Below are 17,385 nucleotides of genomic sequence, written 5' to 3' on the forward strand. Positions count from 1 at the left end.
GATCAAGGGCGAAGATCAGACGCTGCCACGCGAGTATCTGTTCGTCGCCATTGATGATTATTCCCGGGAACTCTATGCAGGGGTATTCCCGGACAAGACACAACACAGTGCCGAACTCTTTCTGCGTCAGGTGGTCGATGAATGCCCTTACACCATCGAATACACCTACTCAGACAACGGCAAAGAATTTAAAGGCACTGGCGAACATGCTTTCGTCAAGGCTTGTAACGAACTCGGTATCGGCCAGAAGTTTACGCGGATCAGCCGGCCCCAGACCAACGGCAAAGCCGAGCGTGTTATCCGCACAATCATGGAGATGTGGCATCAGCAGGAGACGTTCAAAGATCGTAAGAACCGCCATTTCAGCCTGCTGCGCTTCATCAACTTTTACAACACGGTCAAGCCCCACAAGGGCATTGACGATCTAACGCCATACGAAAAATTGCTGGATCATTTCTATGGCTTAAAAGTGTAAACAACGCGTTCAGATCTAACACCTACGCTTTTCAATCTCACCCATCCTACCGCAATTCAAAATAAAGAAAAGTCAGGAAATTCCTGAGGGCTCGCCATCTTTTCCGCCCTCTTCTCAAGCCGGCAGCGGCCAGTCAGCCTCGTATCCAGCGGGATAAAACATCTCGCGGGTGCGGTTGAAGTAGCCGTACTGAATGCGGGGGACTTTTGTCTTGACAGTGTTGAGCATCTTTTTCATCCCCATGCCTTCGCCGGAAACGCCCATGGCGTCCCAGTACATGGTGGGATCGATGCTGAGGTTTCGCATCTGGATGAGGTCGACGCCGGCGGATTCGATGAGAGCCAGCAGGGCTTCGACTTCGTCGGGGCGATCGGTGAGGCCGGGGTAGACGAGGTAGTTGAGCATGGTGAACATGCCGGCTTTTTTGGCGCGGTGCACCGAGTCGATGACGTCGGCAAAGCGGTAGCCGCGGGGGCGGTAGTAGGCGTTGTAGAAGGGCTCCTGGACGGAATTGAGGGAAATGCGCACCGAGTCAACGCCGGCTGCGGCCAGGCGGTCGATGGCGGCGGGGATGGAGGCGTTGGAGTTGAAGTTGATGGTGCCGCGTGGGGTCTGGCGGCGCATCTCGCGCACGGCGTCGCAGATGGTGTCGGCCTGCAGGATGGGATCGCCCTCGCAGCCCTGGCCGAAGGAGACGATGGCGTTCTCGGCCCGCTGCAGATGGGGGACGGCGACCTCGCAGAGTTCCTGCACCGTGGGGACGAAGGTGAGGCGCTCCTGGCTGGAGGGGCAGCACTCGGGGGCCTCCTGCAGGGAGATGCAGCCGAGGCAGCGGGAGTTGCAGGTGGGCGAGGTCGGCAGGGGGGCTTCCCAGCGGGCGAAAAAGAGGTTTTTGGCGGCGAAGCAGTGGTAATCGACGGCGCAACGCGAGAGCTGCTCGTAGAGGCGGTTGTCGGGATACTGGCGCAGGGTGGCTCGCACCAGGGGGTCAAGCTGGCGGTCATCGAAGTGCTGCGGGTCCCACTGGTTGTTGCGATCGACGCGCACCGCCGCCACGTAAAAGCGTTCTTCCTCGACGCACCAGCCCACCGCCGTATAGGCCCACAGGGGCAGTTGCACTGCCTTGCGCCGGTAATCGGCGGCGGGCAGCAGGGTGCGGGTGAAGGCGGGGGTCATGAAGGCGGAGACAGCCTGCATGGGGCCGCCACCCCAGCTGCGCGGCAGGGCATCGACGGTGCGCAGCTGGCCTGATTTGCGGTCGAAGCCCATGGGCGGGGTGCCGGGGATGGTGAAGAGCCGGCTCCCTTCGGGCAGGGGAATCAGCTCGTCCTCGCGCGGCAGGCGGGGGGTCATGCCGTTCATGCCGGCCATGAGCAGATCGGGGTGTTCGAAAACCTCGCCGCTCTCATCGGCGACCACAGCCAGCAGGGTCTTTTTTCTCGCCATTGTTCTATCCTTTTCTGTCCGCCACCACAGACCGTGGCGGACCGGTGTTTTGAGAATTGCTCCCTCGCCCTGGTGCGCGGCAGGAACGTCTGGAAACATAGCACAATTGCGCTGGCAGCGGCAATTTCCCCTTTTCAAGGAGTTCGCCCTCGGCTATTCTGGCCGGCATGCGAACCCTGTTGACCACCCTGCACAGCAAATTCATCCACCCCAGCCTGGCCCTGCCCTGTCTCGCCGCCTATTGCGGCGAGGACGGCGGTGAAATTCTCATCCGCGAGTTCACCCTGCACGAGCCGAAGGAGAATATCCTGGCCGCCCTGCTGCGGGAAGAGCCCGACGTGGTGGCCTTCTCCGTCTATCTGTGGAACCGGCAGGCCACCCTGGAGCTGGTGGCGGCGTTGGCGGCGGCGCGTCCCGAGCTGCGTCTGGTGCTGGGCGGACCGGAAGTCTCCTTTGAGGACGAAAACTTTTTGCGCCTTCACCCCGGCGTGGCTGCCGTGGTGCGCGGTGAGGGGGAAATCCCCCTGCGGGCCCTGCTGCGGGCCTGGCACTGGGGGGAGTCGCCCGCGGGGATCGCCCGCCTGCTCTGGCGCGACGGGGAGCGCTTCGTCAACGAGGCGGACGGGCCGGTGCTCGACCATCTCGACGACATCCCCTCCCCTTTTGAGCTGGGGCTGGTCGATATCTCCCGCGGCTTTGTCTACACGGAGACGAGCCGTGGCTGTCCCTACAGCTGCGCCTTCTGCATGAGCGCCCTCGATGAAAAAGTGCGCTCCTTCTCCATGGCGCGCATTCGCGCCGACCTGGGCTGGCTCATGGCGCGCGAGGTGCCGCGCATCAAGCTGGTCGACCGCACCTTCAACTACGACGCCGCCCGCAGCCGCGAGATCTTCCGGTTTATTCTGGAGCACAATCGCGGCAGCCATTTTCACTTCGAGATCGGCGCCCACTTGCTCGACGAGGAGACGCTGGCCTTGCTCGCCCAAGTGCCGCCGGGCACGTTCCAGTTTGAGATCGGCGTGCAGTCCACCCTGCCCCAGGCCCTGTCGGCCATCGGCCGCCAGGTCTCCCTGCAGAAACTCGAAGAGAATGTGCGCGCCCTGCGCCGCCACACCCCCATCGACCTGCACCTGGATCTCATCGCTGGCCTGCCCGGCGAGGGTTATGACGACTTTCTGCACTCCATCGACCGGGTCCTCGATCTGCACCCCCACGAGCTGCAGGTCGAGCTGGTCAAGCTGCTGCCCGGCTCGCCCCTGCGAAGGCAGGCGGCCGCCCGAGGCATCGCCTTCGATCCCCATCCGCCTTACACGGTGCTACGCACTCCTGAGCTGAGCTTCCAGCAGCTGGAGACCCTGCGGGGCATCAGCCGCCTGCTGGATCTGACGGCCAACAGCTGCCGCTTCGGGCATTTTCTCGATAACCTGCAAGAGGCCTGCGGCAATCTTTCGGCCGGGCTGGAAAAGATAGAGGCCTACTGGCAGGCGCGGGAGCTGTTCCGGCATCCGCTGTCACAGCGCGGCCTGTTCGAAAAGATGGGGGAGTTTGTAACGGATTCGTTTGAAGGGCCCGAGCAAAACCGTCTGCGGGAGGAGTTGGCGCGGGATTTCGCCCTGACCGAACGGGTGGTGCCGGAGAAGGCGCCGGCCTTTTTCGACACGGCGCTGTCGGCGGCGGAGAGCGCCCGCGTCCGCGAACGGGTGCAGGCCGAAACCGCCGCCGTCAAGGGTCAGGGGGTCAAGGTGCAGCACTTCGCCGCCGCCTTTGACCACCTGCCCGACTTTCCCGCCCGCACCCTTATGCTCTATCTCTACCTCACCCGCACCGGTCAGGGGCTGGAAGTGCGGGAGATTCCCCTGTCGTCCTGACGCACCGCCTCAGCCGAGGCGTACGATCAGCCCGCCCACATAGCGGGGGTCGATGTCCTCGGGCTTAAGGGTGCAGAATTCCTCCTGCCAGAGATCGAGGCAATAGTCGGCAAAGGCGCCGCCGCCGGGTACCAGGCTCTCCAGCCACTGGGCCGTCTCCTGGCGCAAGGCCGGGCGCAGCTGCCCGCCTTCGCTCACGAGGGCGTGCAGACCGGGCAGTTCGTCGGCGTCGATCGGTTCGGGCACGAAGGTGCGGCCCAGAAGCCGGTTGGCCAGGGCGGTGAGGAAAAAGTCCGACAGGGCCAAATCCTCAGCGGCGTCGGGCATGCAACCGGACAGGTCCAGCGCCGCCGCTTCGGGCAGGGCAAAGGGGAACTGCTCGGTGAAAAGCTGACGCTGCACCTCCAGCCGGTCGAGCCACTCGCCAGCCAGCGTCACTTCGCTCAGATTGGTGAAGGGGCGCTGCCCGCCGCGATTGACTTCGAGCAGGCCTTCGAAAAAGCGCGGCTGGCGCTGACAGAGGGCGTCGGTCAGGGCGCGGAAGGGTCCGTCCAGGTATGGGGCCAGGGGCGAGGCCAGCAGATCCTTGGCCCGGCGCTGCAGCTGCAGGGTCAGGCTGAAACCGAGCCGGAAGAGGTTTTCCAGATAGTTTTCCCGGAACTGCCGGGCCGCCGTCTCCACATCGCCCCCAGCCAGATGCTGCAGGGCCAGGTTGAGGTAGTGGAAGATCTCCGTCATTTCCCCCTGAATCTGTTCCGTCTCCCCCACATCGACGCGATCGGCGCTCATCACCTTGTTGAGCAGATAGGTCAGCTCCCAGCAGGTCGGCTCGTCCAGGCCGTCGGCGAGCACCTCAGCCAGCAGATCGCCCGGCTCGCTTACCGTCAGAATGAAGCCGGGAGGCACCACGTCGGCTTGCCCCGCCCGAACGTCCTTTTTGGCGACGGCGATCCCCGTGAACTGCTCGGGGTCGAGATAGGCGTAGACCTTCAGAGCCTCGAAGGGATCGGGAATGCCCAGATCCTGCAGACGGCTGCAGCGGTTCTGGTAGGTTTCTTCCTCCAGCATCGCCTCTGACTCCCAGCGCACCGCCTCCATAAGACGGGGGTAGAATTCGGGGGCCAGCCGGCGCAGGATATCGAGAAAGGCGCCGACGATCTTGGCGCTTTCCGAATCGGCAAACTCCAGTTCGTAGCCGCCGTCGCGGAAGATGGCCTCCTGCAGGGCGTCGTCGTCTTCAAAGGCCTCCAGTCCCCGGGTCACGGTGACGAACCGTTTGAGCATCATCGCCAGCAGCTCGAACTCCATGCCCTGGGCCAGCTGCAGAACCTGCTGCTCGTTCTTGGTTTCGAGCAGAAGAACCAGCCAGTTGAGCACGGCCTCGGGTTTCATCTGGTCGCCCTGCCAGCAGTCGAGGTCGATAAAGGTGCCGATCTGGGCGGGGGTGAGCAGTTCGATGAGTTCCGTCGATTCTTCCAGCCCCCGCTCCCGGAGCAGCAGATAGACTTCCTGGCTCGGCAGCTTGCGTACCAGCGCGGCGGGATCCTTGGCTTCAATGATCAGGTTGTATTTGTGGCTGCCGGAGGCCCGGCGCACAATCTCCAGGCGCTCGGTCTGGCTGAGCAGATTGAACTCCTTGGGGGTGATCGTGCGCGCATCGCGATGCAGGGTCAGGTGGCCGACTTTCTTGCGGCCGGGCAGTTCGATATTTTCCATGGGGCTTAACTCCTTGATGAATCAACTCGTTTCGGGCCAGACACTGTAAAGCAGCAAACCGCTTTGGTCAAGTTTTCATCGGCTCCTTTATCGGCAAAGGGCCGGATATTAAGTCCAGAATACCTTGAGAGTTTTTAACGGGTTAGAATCATTGGACATAAAAGTCCTTGACCCTGGGGTAAAAACTGGTCAATATCGCGCTTGCGGATTAAAAAATCATTTTTCGCCGAAAACGCAAAGCCCGAGCAATCTGGTGACGCAAAGCCACGGATCCTTCTCATCCTCTCGAGGCCAGGACCGCCGGGCTGCCGAAGCACAGTAATGGGATTAAGAACTTAACAATTCCCTGAATCGGTCCCGTCTTCGGCTGCAAGACGGGATTTTTTTGTGATGACAGTTCTCCATAAGCGGTTTTTGGACAGTGGCCCTTTGCCATGATGAAGCGACTGAAGACCTACTTCCACAGCCGGGTGGGGCGCCGAATTTTTCTGGTCTTTCTGGTCTGTACCATTCTGCCTGTCACCACCCTGGCCGTGGTTTCCTACCAGCGGGTGGCCGACCAGTTGGAGAACCAGGCCCGTCAGCGCCTGCGCCAGATGGGTCAAAACATCGGCCTGCTCCTCAATGAACAACTCAGGGTTCTGCACCACGAACTCCACCTGCTGGCCCACTCCTATCAGGCCGATCCAGCCACCTTCGCCGCCCGCTTTAGATCCTATGGTTTTGACCTGAGCCTGCCTTTGGAAAGCCTCGCCCTTTTCCCCGAAGGGGCTGGACCGGTGCTGCTGTCGGGGGAGCAAAGCCCCGACTGGCAGCCTCCCCCCCGCGAACTCACCGGGAAGGATGAGAACCAGGCCATCCTCTGGACCCCGCCGAAGGGATCAGAGAATCTGTCCATTTATCTGGCCGTGCGGCTCGATCCGGCCATCTCCGCAACCGGACTCCTGTGGGCTCAGATTTCGTCCCGGACGCTCATTGAACAAGCCGCCAAGTCCCTGCCTCCTCACATCAACCTGTTTGTCACCACCGGCGAAGGACAAAGCCTCTACGCCCCCCCGCATTCACCCCCGCCGAATCCGTCTGCGAGCCGATGCGAAGACCGCAGCTGTCTGGTCGACCAGGTCGCCGCGCCACTGCACGATTACTTTGCTGAAAAGGACTGGATCCTCGCCCTGCATGAACCCCGCGAGGTCTCGCTGGTTTCCCTGTACAGTTTTCGCCGCACCTTCTATCTGGTCGCCGCCGTCTCCCTGTGGAGCGTTCTGCTGGTCAGCGCGATCTTTATCCGCCGCAGCCTGGTGCCTCTGCAAAGGCTCAAAGAAGGCACCCGTCGACTGGGCCAGGGCGATTTCAGCCAGACCGTGGAGGTCGACAGCAAGGACGAGTTCGCCGAACTGGCCCAATCCTTCAACGCCATGGCCACAGAACTTGACAGCCAGTTTTACACCCTGAACGAAATGGGACAAACGACCCGGGCCATTCTGATCGCCCTGGACCGCGAGAAGCTGATCCAGGCCGTTCTGACCCGCCTCCCCCATATCGTCCGCTGTGACTGGGTGGGACTGACCCTGGCGGAGGGCCCAAAAGGCCGTTTCAGCACCGCTCTCGCCGCCCCGTCCTCGGAAAAGACAGCGGCTAGTGAAATACACGCCTGCCGGCTTGAGGCGACGGAAATCCAGACCCTGGGCGAAATTGAGGACGCCTTTTTTACCGAAGCTGTCGACCTGTTGCCCAACCTTCTTGCCCCCCTGGCCAGCAAGGGAACCAATTCATTCTTTGTCCTACCCATTCACCACAACGGCAGCATTCAGGGCGCCCTGCTGCTCGGCTACCGGACAGCGCCGCACCTGAGCCGGGAGGATCGGGTAAGATCGCGGGCCATCGCCGATCAGATTACCGTCGCCCTGGCCAACATCCGACTTATCGAGGAACTGGCCGACCTCAACTACGGCACGCTGACCGCCCTGGCGCGCACGGTGGACGCCAAGTCTTCCTGGACGGCGGGCCATTCGGAACGCGTCACTAACCTGGCCCTGTCCATCGGCCGCACCCTCGGTCTCTCTGTGGCCGATCTGGATCTGCTGCATCGCGCCAGCCTGCTGCACGACATCGGCAAGATCGGGGTTCCCAATGCCATCCTCGAGAAACCCGTCCCTTTAAATCCGGTGGAATATTCCATTATCAACACCCACCCGGAAAAGGGGGTGCGTATCCTCGAACCCCTTCAGGCTTACCGGGATGTGCTGCCGATTGTCGAACAGCATCATGAATGGTTCAACGGCCAGGGCTACCCCCGGGGTCTCCAGGGCGACGAGATTGCGCCGGGGGCGCGCATCCTGGCCGTGGCCGATGTCTACGACGCCCTCATCTCCGACCGGCCCTACCGCCGGGGCTGGCCCCACGACGAGGTCATGGCCCACCTGCAGAAAGGGTCGGGTCAGCAATTCGACCCCGAGGTCGTGCAGGCATTCATGCGCACGGTCTGCCCAACCTCCTGCTCAGCCTGACCAAATCCCCCGTGCCTGCCTCCCCCGTTTTCGGACAAAGTGCGCCGTCCGTCATTTTTTTAATGACAAACCGGGTTTTATAATATAGATACTAAACCTAAGAAACATTTCCATCCAAATGAACAATCCAAAGACCCCGCCAATCAACTATCTGTTTTAAAAAACAAATATGAACGTCTGCTTATTGTCAGGCCAGGCTTTAAAAAATAAAACATGTTTTACTGCGGAAAACTCTTCCCATAAAACCCACAGGAAAACGAGGATCCCATGGACGTTTTCAAAAGCATCTACGTCGCCCTGGAAAAGGCCCTTTTCAACACGCTGACCAAAAAGCTGGTGGGCAACCTGCTCATCCTTTTCGTGGCGCCGCTGCTGATTTTTCTGGCGGGGAACACCAGTCAGCAGGACATCCTGCAGGTCCTCTCCTCGCAGGGGGCCAGCGCCGAAACCATCAGCGCCGTCACCGAGATTGCGCAAACAACCACCCGCACCGGCATCCTGATTCTGGTCGTCTCTTTCGCCGTCGGCCTGGGCATCATCTTCTTTCTGCGGTTCATGCTGGTGCGTCCCATCCGGCAGATCAGCGCCATCTTCCATGAAATCGGCAGCGGCGAAGGCGACCTGTCCCGCGACATTCCCCTGGTCACCCACGACGAGCTGCGGGACCTGTCGATGAACTACAACATTTTCATGGTCAAACTCCGGGAAATCGTCGATTCGGTGCGCAAATCCGGTGTGAACATCGCGGTCGCTTCGGCCTCGCTCGGCAATAAAGTGCAGACCTCCGCCGCCAGTACCGAAAAGCAGGGGGAACTGGCCAGCGCCATCTTCACCAGCAGCAACCAGGCGACCATCGCCATCACCGACATCACCGAAAGCACCACCATGATCTCGGCCTCGACCTCGGGGCATGTGGAAAACGCCCGGACGTCCTACAAGGAGCTGGTCGAGGTCAGCGCCGACATCGGCACCATCGACCAGAAGCTGGCCGGCTTCAATCATACCGTGGGCGAACTGAGTGAAAAATCCCGCGGCATCCGGGAGATCGTCCAGCTGATCCAGACGATCTCCCGGCAAACGGGACTGCTCGCCCTTAACGCCGCCGTCGAGGCCGCCCGGGCCGGCCAGGCCGGCAAAGGCTTTGCCGTGGTCGCCGAAGAGGTCAAGGATCTGGCTTCGCGCGTGCGGGTCGCCACCGACCGCATTTCGGACAACATCAACGACATGCTGACCAGCGTGGAGACGACCCAGGGAGAGACCCAGGAAATCAGCGAATCCATGCACCGCACCCGGCAGGCGGTGGAGCGTTCCTGCCAGCAGTACCAGACCATGGTCAACGACTTTGAACAGGTCAACAGCCAGCTGCAGCGCATCAGCGCCTCCGTTGAACAGCTCAGCGCCACCAACGGCCTCATCCATCAGAATGTGACGGACATCAACGATCTCAGTCAGCAGGTAACGGGTAGCATGAAAGAGTCGGAGAGTGCCGCCACCGGACTGTCCCAGGCCACGGAACTCATGCAGGAGCGGGTATCGCGCTTCAAGGTGGGACAGGGCAATTTTGAACGCACCCTGCTGGAGGCTCGCCGCTTCCGCGACCGCATGCAGGAGCTGATCAGCGCCATCCAGCGCGAGGGGCGCAACGTTTTCGATCGCAATTACGTACCCATCGCCGGCACCAATCCGCCGAAGTACAAAACAAATTACGACTCCGTCTTCGAAAAGAAGCTGCAGCCCCTTTACGACGAACTCACGAAAGTGTTGGGCGGCAGCATCTACGCCCTGTGCGTCGACACCAACGGCTATGCGCCGACCCACACCAGCAATTACTCGCGCCCCCTGACCGGTGACTATGAGCGCGACCTGGTCAACAGCCGCGACAAACGCCTGTTCAATGACAGGACGGGCATTCGCTGCGCCCGCAACGAGATGCCCTTCCTGCTGCAAACCTATTCGCGGGACACCGGTCAGGTCATCAGCGACCTCTCCCTGCCGATTTATATCGACGGCAAGCACTGGGGCGGCATGCGCGTCGGCCTCGATCCAGCCGTCCTCCTGCAGGACTGACCCTCAGGACTCAAAAAGGTCCGGGAGCAGATGCTCCCGGACCTTTTACCTTTGCAGCCCCTATCGTTCAATGGGCATAGCGGGCCACAATTTCCCGCAACTGGGTGGCCGCCGCCGGCGCTTTGAGGCGCTTTTCCAGAATGTCGCGGGGCAGAATCGGGGTCTGGCCGTAAAAAACCGCATTCGACTCGCCGTCAATCGTAATGGCCGAGCCCTCAAGAGAAACACCGGCGAAGAGCCCGCGGCTGCGCGAATAGGAATAGATTTCCGCCTTCAGTTCAACATCCGTGGCCCCCTCAACGTGCCGACCCACCGGCCCTGCCGCGACGGAAGCGTCCGCCCCCAGGGTAAATTTACTTTTGAGCATGCCCTCGACGCTGCGCCGGCTTTTGAACACCAGGATGACGTCCGTGGACTGAGCGCCGATCTGCCAGCCGAAACTGCCACCGGCCAGAGAGACAAAGCAGGGGTTGCTCCAGGCGCCATCTTCCTGACGAACCAGGACCACCCCTTTGCCGTAACGACCGCCAAAGACGAACCCGACCTTGATAACGGAAGGGATAATGGCAATGCCGTGACTGTTTTCAAGCAGTTGGGGCGGTATGGCCTGTTCAGGTATGGCCATAATCTGCTGCATGATCTCGGCCGCCTGCTCCACCTTCCGGGTCTGTTCATCCGCTGCCGTCGCCACAGAAACCGACAGCAAAGCAAAACACAGGGCCACGAGCATCCTCAGCAAACGCAACTTTTTCATTTTCTTCCTCCTTTTCAAAAAGGCATTCCCTGTCGTTCATCTAAACATCCCCCGAGGCAAAGTCAAATCGTTCTCCCCGACGGCCCCCCCTTTGCTGCCGACCTGAGCTGCTGAAGCCAATAAGCGCTGGGCATGCCCGCAGGGCTATGGTATTTTCTACCCATGAGACAAACGGAGCGAAGACCATGAACGAGCCGACGGCCGACCTTTCCTACACCCGGGCCATGAAGCGCCTGCGCCATCGCCGCTGGTTTCTCTGGGGAATCATTCTGATCTATGTGCCGGCGATCTGGCTTTCCCTTCGGATCACCGGTTCCGATCGCGCCACCGGCGTCGTCTTTGCCCTGTGGTTGCTGCTGGTGTGCGTGGCTGTCGTCCGGGCCGCTTTTGCCCTGTGCCCGCGCTGCGGCAACACCTTTCACATGAATGGCTTCATTCCCGTTTATCTGCGTCGTTGCGTCCACTGCGGACTGCATGTCACCCAGGATTCTCCCTCTGAAAAAGAGGCGGACGAGGAAGAAAAAACGCCGTCATGATCCGCATATCCAGCCAAATCTTTTTATCCGAACAGGAAGTGGAGTTCAAAGCCGTCCGCGCCCAGGGGGCCGGGGGCCAGAACGTCAACAAGGTGTCGACGGCCATCACCCTCTTTTTCGATATCCGCAAATCCTCCCTCCCCGACTTTTACAAGGAGAGGCTGCTGGCCCTGTCGGACAGCCGCATCACCAAGGATGGGGTCATCGTCCTCAAAGCCCAGCAGCACCGCAGCCAGGAGATGAACCGGGAAGACGCCCTGAACAGACTGGCGGCTCTCATCCGCAGCGCCGGGGTTGTGCCCAAAAACCGCAAGGCCACCCGGCCCACCAAGAGTTCGAAAACGAAGCGCCTGGATACCAAAACCAAACGCGGCCAGATCAAATCGCTGCGCGGCAAGGTGACGGACTAACCCATGCCCGTCTGGTCGGTCTACCTGCTGCGCAATGAACGCAACGCCCTGTACACCGGGGCCAGCTCCGATGTACACAGGCGCTTGCAGCAGCACCGGGCCAAGCGGGGCAAAGCCGCCCGCTTCACGCGGGCCTGCCGGACGCTGGAGCTGGTCTATCACTGCGAAGTCGGCCCCAGAAGCCTGGCGCTGCGGGTGGAGGCCAAAATCAAGAAGCTGGCCAAGGGGGAGAAGGAGAGACTGCTAAGCGCCGCTCCGGATCCGGAGCAACTGCTGGAACGACTGGGACTGAATCCGCCATCAGGAGAGTGAAACATGGCCAGGGAAAAAGAGAAAACCGGCGGCCTGGTCTATTCCAGCGAGTTCGGCCGCATGTGTCCCGCCTGCGGCCAGCCTGCCGCCAGCTGCCGCTGCCGCCAGGCTCAAGCCGTTCCACCGACCGACGGTGTGGTGCGCCTGCGCCGCGAAACCAAGGGGCGCGGTGGTAAGGCCATGACGGTAATCACCGGGGTCCCCCTCGCCCCTGCCGAGCTCAAGGAACTCGGTCAGCAGCTGAAGAAAAAATGCGCCACCGGCGGCACCGTCAAGGACGGCGTCATCGAGATCCAGGGGGATCACCTCGACCGGTTGCTGGCGGAACTGAAAGATCGTGGCTGGACGGTCAAGCGTTCTGGCGGCTGATCCGCCCCCAAAGGATATCACCCATGAAAAGACTCAGAACCTTCAGCTTTGCCGAAGGCCCCCAGGCGGGCATGATGAAAGGTCTGCTCGAAGCCAACGGCATCGCCTGCTTCATCAAAAACGAGCGGCTCTTCACCGCCATGGGAGAAGTCCCCTTTGTCGAATGTTTCCCCGAATTATGGATTTTCGAGGACGACCAGATGGAACGGGCCGCAGCTTTGCTGGACAGCGTCGCCGCCACCGAAGAATCGGTGGCCGCCCCCTGGACCTGCCCGGACTGCGGCGAGGTGCTGGAGGGACATTTCGGCCAATGCTGGAACTGCGGCCGGGAAAGACCCTGACCTGTCGACGTCATCCCTCAACCTCAACAGCTTTTCTGCCGGAGTGACCCTTGACCCGCCTCTACTTCGCTCTTTTTCTCGCCGCAGCCCTGGCCAATTTCGGCTGCACCATCGTTATTCTGCGAGAACTCACCCGCGCCGACATCGCCATCAGCTACTTCGATCTGCGCACGCAGATCCTCAAACACCTCAAGACCTACAAAAACCTGAGCCGGGAACGCCTGGGCCGGGTGGGTGCTGCCTATTACGGCTACATTTTGACCCTTGGCTTTTTGATTATTTTTGGCATTCTTTCTTTAGGTTCCGTCCTCTCGTCTTAACGGACTGGCAGACGGGCCAGCGCGGTATCTTCTCGATTTATTCGAGCGGCCGCAGCCACGGTGCCTCGGATTGGCCCGGCACATGACTGCCAAACCGTCTCCTTAACCATCCTGAAGGAGGGAACAATGTTCAAGGAGTTCAAGGAATTCGCCATGCGGGGCAATGTCGTGGACATGGCGGTCGGCATCATCATCGGCGGGGCCTTCGGCACCATCGTCAAAAGCCTGGTCGCCGACGTTCTCATGCCGCCCCTCGGTCTACTGCTGGGCGGCGTCGATTTCTCCAACTTTTTCGTCGTCCTGAAACAGGGGACCACCGCCGGTCCCTACGCCGCCCTGGCGGAAGCGCAGGCCGCCGGCGCCGTGACGATCAACTACGGTGTCTTTATCAATACGGTCATCAGTTTCATCATCGTCGCCTTCGCCATCTTTTTGCTGATCCGCGGCATCAACCGCCTGCGCCGCGAAGAAGAAGCCCCACCGGCGGAACCGACTACCAAAGACTGCCCTTTCTGTATGAGCAGCATCCCCATCAAGGCCAGCCGCTGCCCCAACTGCACGTCGGACCTGGCTAAGGCCTAACCTGCTGTCTCCCCGCCTGCCACCACCGGCAGGCGGGGAATGGCCCGCCCTGAAGGAGTCTGCATGGCCCGTTCGTTTCGTCCCCATGGAAAAAAGCCCGCCCCAGTCAAAACCCAGGCAGAAATTGACGAGATGGTGCGCCGCCTCAAGGCGGCACAGGCCGAGGCGAGCAACTACCGTGAACGTTCCCTGAAGCAGCACGGCTGGATCTGCGCCAAATGCGGCCGCGAGTTCGACCTGTCGACGCTGCATCTGCTGACGGTGCATCACAAGGACGGCAACCACCAGAACAACCCCGCCGACGGCAGCAACTGGGAGAATCTCTGCATCTACTGTCACGACGACGAGCACAGCCGCTCGCTTCTCGGCGACTATTTGCAGGGGCGTGACCACAAACGCTGAGGGGGCTTTGTCGTGGATCAAGCGAAGCAGGACGCCTTTGGCCGCCGGATGAGCGACATCCTCAACGGCGGCGCCCTGAACCTGGCCATGGCCATCGGCTACCGCACCGGTCTCCTTGAAGCCATGGCGACCTTCACCACGGCCCAGCCGATAGAAGCCATCGCCGAACAGGCCGGTCTGCATCCGCGCTACGTGCGGGAATGGCTGGGGATCATGGTCACGGCCGATATCGTGGAACTGGAGCGCCTGCCCGCCGGCAACGGCTATCGCCTGCCTCCCGAACATGCCGCCTTTCTCACCCGGGATGGCGGCAACACCAACCTGGCCGTCTACACCCAGGAAATCCCCCTGCTCACTCTCTGCGCCCTGGAGCAAGTCATCGAAGCCTTCCCCCAGGGGACGGGCATTCCCTATCGCCACTACCCCCGCTTTCAGGCCTTTATGACCGAACTGGCCAACGCCAAGCATCGCCAGGTCCTGCTGGAAACGTTTCTACCGTCGGTGGACGAAGGCCGGCTGCTCGATCGCCTGCAGCAAGGCATCCGGGTCTGCGATTTTGGTTGTGGTGAAGGAACGGCCCTGTTGCTGATGGCGCAGGCCTATCCCCGTAGCCGCTTTACCGCCATCGACATCGACGCCCAGGCGGTGGCTGCCGGGCGGGCGGAAGCCCAGAGGCTAGGGCTCAACAACACGGAATTCCTCTGTCTCGACGCGGCCACCCTGTACCAGGAACCCGACCGAGCCCAGACCTTCGATTACATTCTGGCCTTCGACGCCATTCACGATCAGAGCGCCCCTCTGCAGGCTCTGCAAAGCGTCTATCACATGCTGGCGCCTGACGGACTTTTCAGCATGATCGACATCGCCGCCCATACGGATCACCAGGACAACCGGTCGCATCCCCTGGGCCCTTTCCTCTATACTGTCAGTCTCATGCACTGCCTGCCCGTCGGCCTCAATGAGGGTGGCGCCGGGCTGGGAATGATGTGGGGACAGGAGTTGGCCGTCGAACTGCTACGCCAGGCGGGCTTTGAACAAATCGCGGTAGAAGCGATCCCCCGGGACCCTTTCAACCTGCATTTCTGCTGCCGCAAAGAGAAAAATCCGCCAGGCAGACCGGGAGCCATGGCACCGTGAACCTTGAGACGCTGCGCCACTACCTGCTGGACAAAAAAAGCGCCGTTGAAGATTTCCCCTTCGGCCCGGAGACCCTGGTCTGCAAAGTCGGCGGCAAGATGTTTGCCCTGGTCGCCCTGCATGAATCGCCGCTCTGGCTGAACCTCAAATGCGACCCGGACAAAGCCGAGGCCCAGAGGATTTTCTATACGGCAGTGCGTCCCGGCTACCACATGAACAAACGCCACTGGAACACCATTATTTTGGACGGCACCGTGCCGGACGAGGAAATCCTGGCCATGGTGGACGAATCGTACGATCTGGTCGTACAGAACCTGAGCCGAGCAGCCCGTCTGGCGGCGGGACTGACCGGCGGAAAGGAATGATATGAATCGGCCTGCTGAAAAAGCGACATTTGGGGCCGGCTGCTTCTGGGGCATCGAAGCGGCTTTCAACCGCGTCAAAGGCGTCCTCGCCACAACCGTCGGCTACATGGGCGGACACACCACTGACCCGACCTACGAAGAGGTCTGCAGCGATAAGACCGGTCACGCCGAAGTCGTGGAAGTCCTCTTTGACCCCGCCGTGACTTCTTACCGGGAACTGCTGGAAGTCTTCTGGCAGATTCACGATCCGACCACGCTGAACCGCCAGGGGCCCGACATCGGCTCCCAATACCGCTCGGTGATCTTCTATCACAGCCCCACCCAGCAGGAAGAGGCCCTGGCCTCGCGGCAGGCGCAGCAGACATCCCCGTTTCTGCGCCACAGGCCCATCGTGACGGCGATTGAACCCGCCGGCATCTTTTACCGGGCCGAAGAATACCACCAGCAGTATCTGGCCAAACGCTGACGAGACGGAAAAGAAGCTGGAGTTTTTGCATGGATATTTCCACCGACCAAAAAAGACGGCTGGAAGAGGCCGCCCGCCTGGCCCATCAGCACAGCTACAGCCCTTACAGCCGCTTCCCGGTGGGGGCGGCGGTGCTGACCGCCAGCGGCGCCATCTATACCGGCTGCAACGTGGAAAACGCTTCCCTCGGCCTGACCCAGTGCGCGGAGAGAAACGCCGTGGCCAGCGCCGTCGGCCAGGGGGAGCGGGACATCCTGGCCGTCGCCATATACACGCCCACGCCGCATCCGACAGCTCCCTGCGGGGCCTGCCGCCAGGTGCTGGCCGAATTTGGCCGTGACGCCACCGTCTTCTGCTGCGGCGACGGGGAGCAGCGTCTTGAAGCCAGCCTGAATTCCCTGCTGCCAGCCGCCTTCGCTGCTGGTGACTTGCCGGAAGAAGAGGCGCCATGATCGCGACCGACATCAAATACCATCTCGGCTTCGGCCCCCGCCAGCTCGGCGAGGAGCCACCGACCCTGGCCCTGCTCTGCGGGGACCCGGAACGGACGCGGGCCATCGCCCTGGAGACAGCGGGCGTCCACTGCGAACAGACGCTTTCGACCCGCCGGGGGCTGCACAGCTATCTCATCTCGCTGGACAGCGGCAAGCGGCTGATCGCGGCCACCAGCGGCATGGGGGCACCATCGCTGAGCATTGTGGTGAATGAGCTGGTCGATCTGGGGATCCGCCAGATCATTCGCGTCGGCACCTGCGGATCCATTCAGGAGGATGTCAAGGTCGGCAGCCTGGTCATCTCCCGGGCGGCTCTGTGCCGGCAGGGTGCGGCCCAGGATATCGCTCCCGTGGAGTATCCGGCCGCCGCCAATCCCTTTCTCACACTGGCCCTGGTGGAGGCCGCCGAGCACCTGGCCTTCCCCTGGCACCTCGGTGTGACCGCCAGTGTCGACACTTTCTATGAAGGGCAGGAGCGCACCGCCTCCTCGGCCAACAAGCAGCTCCTGCGCCATCTGCAGGGCGTCACGGAAGAATACCGCCGTCTCAACATCCTCAACTACGAGATGGAAGCAGGCACCCTGTTCAAGATGGCGGGGGTCTACGGTTTCGCCGCCGCCTGCATCTGCGGGGTACTGGCCGACCGCACCAGCAGCGAAGCGGTGGTGGAATCGCAGAAACAGGCTGCTGTCGACGGGGCCATCCAGGTGGCCCTGCGGGCCGCCGCCTCGCTGGATTCCCGCTATCTGCAACCGGCTTATCTGCGCTGAGGTGGTCTTGGCCCAAGCTTGCCCGATTGAATCCGTGCCATATCCATG

20 protein-coding genes and 1 riboswitch are annotated in these 17,385 nt (G+C 61.4%); of the genes, 17 read left to right on the forward strand and 3 right to left on the reverse strand.

The features are described from left to right. Positions 1-475, forward strand: a 475-nt coding sequence (locus tag MJO47_RS07640) for an integrase core domain-containing protein (protein ID WP_253960551.1), incomplete at its 5' end; no start/stop codon positions are given. Between the two features lie 114 nt (positions 476-589). Here MJO47_RS07640 and MJO47_RS07645 read toward each other — a convergent pair. Continuing rightward, a complete protein-coding gene (locus tag MJO47_RS07645) occupies positions 590-1,921 on the reverse strand; it encodes a radical SAM protein (protein ID WP_253960552.1) in 1,332 nt (443 codons plus the stop codon). 167 nt (positions 1,922-2,088) lie between these two features. On the opposite strand from MJO47_RS07645, the gene MJO47_RS07650 reads away from it, so the two are divergent. Further along, the gene (locus tag MJO47_RS07650; protein ID WP_253960553.1) at positions 2,089-3,789 is read left to right on the forward strand and encodes a B12-binding domain-containing radical SAM protein; all 1,701 of its coding nucleotides are present in this window, start codon (positions 2,089-2,091) and stop codon (positions 3,787-3,789) included. Between the two features lie 9 nt (positions 3,790-3,798). On the opposite strand, the gene MJO47_RS07655 is transcribed toward MJO47_RS07650, so the two are convergent. After that, a complete protein-coding gene (locus MJO47_RS07655) occupies positions 3,799-5,505 on the reverse strand; it encodes a DUF6178 family protein (protein ID WP_253960554.1) in 1,707 nt (568 codons plus the stop codon). 223 nt (positions 5,506-5,728) lie between these two features. Next, positions 5,729-5,818: riboswitch (cyclic di-GMP riboswitch) on the forward strand. A 121-nt stretch (positions 5,819-5,939) separates the two neighbouring features. On the opposite strand from MJO47_RS07655, the gene MJO47_RS07660 reads away from it, so the two are divergent. Together MJO47_RS07660 and MJO47_RS07665 are read left to right on the forward strand one after the other, a co-directional pair. Beyond that, the gene (locus MJO47_RS07660; RefSeq protein WP_253960555.1) at positions 5,940-8,012 is read left to right on the forward strand and encodes an HD domain-containing phosphohydrolase; all 2,073 of its coding nucleotides are present in this window, start codon (positions 5,940-5,942) and stop codon (positions 8,010-8,012) included. 267 nt (positions 8,013-8,279) lie between these two features. Beyond that, positions 8,280-10,079, forward strand: a complete 1,800-nt coding sequence (locus MJO47_RS07665) for a methyl-accepting chemotaxis protein (protein WP_253960556.1) — start codon at positions 8,280-8,282, stop codon at positions 10,077-10,079. 67 nt (positions 10,080-10,146) lie between these two features. Here MJO47_RS07665 and MJO47_RS07670 read toward each other — a convergent pair whose 3' ends face one another. Continuing rightward, positions 10,147-10,833, reverse strand: a complete 687-nt coding sequence (locus tag MJO47_RS07670; protein ID WP_253960557.1) for a lipid-binding SYLF domain-containing protein — start codon at positions 10,831-10,833, stop codon at positions 10,147-10,149. A gap of 185 nt (positions 10,834-11,018) precedes the next feature. On the opposite strand from MJO47_RS07670, the gene MJO47_RS07675 reads away from it, so the two are divergent. From MJO47_RS07675 to MJO47_RS07735, 13 genes are all read left to right on the forward strand, one after another. Continuing rightward, a complete protein-coding gene (locus MJO47_RS07675) occupies positions 11,019-11,369 on the forward strand; it encodes a hypothetical protein (RefSeq protein ID WP_253960558.1) in 351 nt (116 codons plus the stop codon). Further along, positions 11,366-11,779: an alternative ribosome rescue aminoacyl-tRNA hydrolase ArfB gene (gene arfB, locus MJO47_RS07680; protein WP_253960559.1), complete on the forward strand. Its 414-nt coding sequence runs from the start codon at positions 11,366-11,368 to the stop codon at positions 11,777-11,779. The genes MJO47_RS07675 and arfB overlap by 4 nt, the downstream gene beginning before the upstream one ends. Positions 11,780-11,782: 3 nt before the next feature. Continuing rightward, entirely contained in the window at positions 11,783-12,091 is a 309-nt protein-coding gene (locus MJO47_RS07685) for a GIY-YIG nuclease family protein (protein WP_253960560.1), read from the forward strand. A 3-nt stretch (positions 12,092-12,094) separates the two neighbouring features. Then, complete coding sequence (locus MJO47_RS07690) at positions 12,095-12,460, forward strand: translation initiation factor Sui1 (RefSeq protein ID WP_253960561.1); 366 nt, start codon at positions 12,095-12,097, stop codon at positions 12,458-12,460. 23 nt (positions 12,461-12,483) lie between these two features. After that, entirely contained in the window at positions 12,484-12,801 is a 318-nt protein-coding gene (locus tag MJO47_RS07695) for a DUF2007 domain-containing protein (protein WP_253960562.1), read from the forward strand. 50 nt (positions 12,802-12,851) lie between these two features. Next, positions 12,852-13,121: a hypothetical protein gene (locus MJO47_RS07700; protein ID WP_253960563.1), complete on the forward strand. Its 270-nt coding sequence runs from the start codon at positions 12,852-12,854 to the stop codon at positions 13,119-13,121. 126 nt (positions 13,122-13,247) lie between these two features. Further along, on the forward strand, positions 13,248-13,703 hold the full coding sequence (gene mscL, locus MJO47_RS07705) for a large conductance mechanosensitive channel protein MscL (RefSeq protein WP_253960564.1): 456 nt from the start codon (positions 13,248-13,250) through the stop codon (positions 13,701-13,703). A 63-nt stretch (positions 13,704-13,766) separates the two neighbouring features. Next, positions 13,767-14,105 (forward strand): YajD family HNH nuclease, encoded by a 339-nt coding sequence (locus tag MJO47_RS07710; protein ID WP_305882416.1) that lies wholly within the window; start codon positions 13,767-13,769, stop codon positions 14,103-14,105. A gap of 12 nt (positions 14,106-14,117) precedes the next feature. Continuing rightward, a complete protein-coding gene (locus MJO47_RS15625; RefSeq protein ID WP_253960565.1) occupies positions 14,118-15,242 on the forward strand; it encodes a methyltransferase domain-containing protein in 1,125 nt (374 codons plus the stop codon). Beyond that, positions 15,239-15,607, forward strand: a complete 369-nt coding sequence (locus MJO47_RS07720; RefSeq protein ID WP_253960566.1) for an MmcQ/YjbR family DNA-binding protein — start codon at positions 15,239-15,241, stop codon at positions 15,605-15,607. Before MJO47_RS15625 ends, MJO47_RS07720 begins: the two co-directional genes overlap by 4 nt. A 1-nt stretch (position 15,608) precedes the next feature. Next, positions 15,609-16,073 carry a peptide-methionine (S)-S-oxide reductase MsrA gene (gene msrA / locus MJO47_RS07725; RefSeq protein WP_253960567.1) on the forward strand — a complete coding sequence of 155 codons (465 nt, stop codon included), beginning with the start codon at positions 15,609-15,611 and terminating at the stop codon, positions 16,071-16,073. Between the two features lie 29 nt (positions 16,074-16,102). Beyond that, positions 16,103-16,525: a cytidine deaminase gene (locus MJO47_RS07730; protein WP_253960568.1), complete on the forward strand. Its 423-nt coding sequence runs from the start codon at positions 16,103-16,105 to the stop codon at positions 16,523-16,525. Continuing rightward, entirely contained in the window at positions 16,522-17,337 is an 816-nt protein-coding gene (locus MJO47_RS07735) for a nucleoside phosphorylase (RefSeq protein ID WP_253960569.1), read from the forward strand. Before MJO47_RS07730 ends, MJO47_RS07735 begins: the two co-directional genes overlap by 4 nt. The last annotated feature ends 48 nt before the right edge of the window (positions 17,338-17,385 follow it).

It is taken from the genome of Desulfuromonas sp. KJ2020, assembly GCF_024197615.1.
Lineage (GTDB): Bacteria > Desulfobacterota > Desulfuromonadia > Desulfuromonadales > SZUA-540 > SZUA-540.